Here is a 3,141-nt window from a genome sequence, read left to right as displayed (position 1 = left end):
AGTTGCGAATGTATGAGTTATTGTAAAATCCTTTGCTACTTTTGCAAGAGGTCTATTGTCCATTGCATCAACCTAAATATCTGGTTTTCTAATAATAATTTTTAAGGAGAAGGTTATGTTTCGCTGGGCTATTATTTTTGCCGTGATCGCACTGTTAGCAAGTTTATTGGGTTTTGGCGGTGTCGCAGGATTGTCTGCTAATTTGGCATATATTTTCTTAGCAGTCGCTGTCATTCTATTTATTGTGGCATTTGTAAGCCGCAAGATGTAATTAATACCTGTAAATTGTTAAATAAAAAAAGTCCTCAATTGAGGACTTTTTTTGGTATTTAATAATGTATTTACTAATAAAGGATTTTTATAAACATTATAAAAACAAACACATCACTATAAACGTTTCGGCTGGACTATGTGTTCCATCCGTTTCGCCAGACGAATATCATGGCTGGTAATACCGCCGGTATCGCCAGTAGTCAAGCGCACCTCTACCACGTTATACGTGTTGCGCCATTCGGGATGATGCTCGAGCGCTTCGGCATGGAACGCTGCTTGATTCATAAAGCTTATGGCTTCGATGAAATCGCTAAAGTGATATGTTTTTACGATAGCATTGCCCTCGCGCTGCCAACCGGGCAATTCCTCTAGCTGCAAATTTACTTGCTTATCAGATAAACTACTCATATTAATCACCTTTATTATTATGTTAGTTTGGTTTGGTTTGGTTTGGTTTGGTTTGGTTTGGTTTGGTTTGGTTTATTAAAAACTATATCAGGCACTACATTGTAGCTGTCAAAGCTATTTTACGAAACTTCAATCCTCTTTTTCAGCTATATCATTGACGCTATTACATCACTGTAAAGACCTTTTATTCTATCGGCATTATAGGTCAGAAAACCCGCCTATATTTGCTATCTTGCCATATATTCAAAGATAAATATACGAGGGCAGATAGCAAATAAATAGGAGGGTAGTAGCGTATTAACGCTTCAATTTTATTAGCCAAGTTGAACCATAATAAATGCTTAAAACCTTTCTAAAGAAACTATGACGCTTACTAGCATACTGCATTTTCTATGGCTTATTGCTAAAGAGTGGACTATAGCAAGTCTTGGTAATCAGGATGTTTGCTGATATATGACGAGACAAATGAGCACTGTGGTATCACTTTTTTATTCTGTTCACGAGCATAGTTGAGGGCATGCTTGACCAATGCTGAGCCAATACCGCGCCCGCCTAGCTCCTGAGGTACGATAGTATGATCATAAACTAATGTATCGTCACGCTCTTGATAGCTAATATAGCCAGTATGACCGTCAATAGAGGTCTCAAAGCGTTTAGCCTGTTCATCATGGGTGATGGTTAGGTTTTGTTCAGAGTCTTGATTTTTCATGGATATTCTCCGTTATTATTGATTGTTATCATTAAATATTATTGGTTTTTTTTAGTATGGATCAAGCGTATTTTTAAATGAAAAAAGCTTGAATGACCGAATAGATTATTCACTAAAGTATAAGTCCCTTCGATTCACATTTATAGTTCTTTAGCGTAAGAGTCGATAGAGTAAATGTTAAGACTAAAGGGGTCGACCAGTGGTCTCCATATGAGCTGCACATCAAGCATAAAATAAGGCTTGGCGCATGACAGGGGGAAGATATTTACCTAATCCACGTATAGCGGGCAGCTCTTTTGGTCTTTCTGTTACGGCATGATTTGTTTCAAGGATTGACGTAGTTTGTGAATGTAAATAAGACTGCCATTCTTCAGCACTTGGCTTGCTAAAGTGGCGGATACGTCCCAGCATTTGCCGGAATTGTGTACCAAAACGTCCAGTATTATAGGGTAGATTGTACTTGCGGCATATTGCCTGTAATTGTGGTGCGATACGAGCATAGTGACTGGCTGGCATGTCAGGGAAGATATGGTGCTCGATTTGATGCGATAAATTTCCCGTCAAAATATGAAACAGCTTACCGCCTTGAATATTGCTGGAGCCCAGAATTTGACGCACATACCAGTCACCTTTAGTCTCATCGGCATCGAGATGGCTATAGATATGGGCTTGTTCGGTAAAGTGTCCACAGAATATCACCGCCCATGTCCACAGATTACGAGCGATATTGGCAGTAACATTACCGCTCAGTGTGGTCATAGCACTACCTCGACCTAATGTTCGCCCTGCTAACGTGGGTAGTACAATATGATCTTTGCCCACTTGCCGGGCGATTTTGGCAAATAATGCGCGAGATTTCTGTTGCATGGTTTGGTGTCGATCAGGGGAGTCCGCGTATTCGTCGACACTGATTTGAATATCATGAAAGGCGACCGCCCACTCAAAACCTAGAGCCAATATCGCTGTTTTAAACATATTATGGCGGTCGCTTGGCGTCCAAGGTTGCTCATCAGTCACGCGAATTAAGTGATAGCCAACATCATGGTCACGACCAACGATATTGGTAAAAGTATGATGCAAGTAATTATGAGAGTGTTGCCACAATGGGGCAGGACAGACAATATCCCAATCAAACTTTTGGCTATTGAGATACGGGTGCTGCATCCAGTCATACTGACCATGCATGACATTATGCCCAAGCTCCATATTGTTTAGAATTTTGCTGAGACTCAGTAGCGAGGTACCCAATAACCAAGTCGCGACTATTTTATATTTTGATTGCATGCATCCAGCCGCTGCCAGTAAGCCACGCGCTGTCATTTCACTATAGACTACCGCGGCATACACTCGTTTAATGTATCGTGCGTCATCACTACCTAACGAATCCATCACGCTTCGGTAAAGCACATTTAATTCATGAGCGAGGGCATCAGATTGCGCCTTTGGTAAGGGCGCTCCTGTCAACGTTGGGTAGCGAGTCAACTGCTTTGCTTTCTGCTGTTTTGCATCAGTTAGTGGGGTCAAAACGGGTACAGCAGATTGTGCAGTAGTGACGGGTGGTAGCAAGCGCATAAATAATCCTTAACCGAAATGGTACGGAGAGTCGGTACTGGGTTCGGTTCAATAAGTTGTTTAAGTTTTTTACCGTAGGCTATAAGGTAACAGCAGGCTGTGTTTCTATCTTATGAGCCGTTATGAGCCGTTATGAGCCGTTATGAGCCGTTATGAGCATTTATGAGCATTTATGAGCA

Annotated in this window: 4 protein-coding genes; 1 reads left to right on the top strand and 3 read right to left on the bottom strand. The window is 41.2% G+C overall.

All coding sequences use genetic code 11. The features are described from left to right. The first annotated feature begins 115 nt into the window (after positions 1 to 115). Complete coding sequence (locus I3257_RS11785) at positions 116 to 271, top strand: DUF1328 domain-containing protein (RefSeq protein WP_021814049.1); 156 nt, start codon at positions 116 to 118, stop codon at positions 269 to 271. Between the two features lie 116 nt (positions 272 to 387). Here I3257_RS11785 and I3257_RS11780 read toward each other — a convergent pair whose 3' ends face one another. The 3 genes from I3257_RS11780 to I3257_RS11770 form a co-directional block, all read right to left on the bottom strand. Continuing rightward, on the bottom strand, positions 388 to 681 hold the full coding sequence (locus I3257_RS11780) for a 4a-hydroxytetrahydrobiopterin dehydratase (protein WP_055123632.1): 294 nt from the start codon (positions 679 to 681) through the stop codon (positions 388 to 390). A gap of 415 nt (positions 682 to 1,096) precedes the next feature. Beyond that, positions 1,097 to 1,390, bottom strand: coding sequence for a GNAT family N-acetyltransferase (locus I3257_RS11775; RefSeq protein WP_055123631.1), 294 nt, complete (start codon positions 1,388 to 1,390; stop codon positions 1,097 to 1,099). Positions 1,391 to 1,612: 222 nt separating this feature from the next. Then, positions 1,613 to 2,962 (bottom strand): acyl-CoA desaturase, encoded by a 1,350-nt coding sequence (locus I3257_RS11770; protein WP_238034393.1) that lies wholly within the window; start codon positions 2,960 to 2,962, stop codon positions 1,613 to 1,615. Positions 2,963 to 3,141 lie beyond the last annotated feature (179 nt).

It is taken from the genome of Psychrobacter sp. Ps7 (genome assembly GCF_022129225.1).
Taxonomy (GTDB): Bacteria; Pseudomonadota; Gammaproteobacteria; order Pseudomonadales; family Moraxellaceae; genus Psychrobacter; species Psychrobacter immobilis_A.
This window is presented reverse-complemented; position numbering and strand designations above follow the sequence as displayed.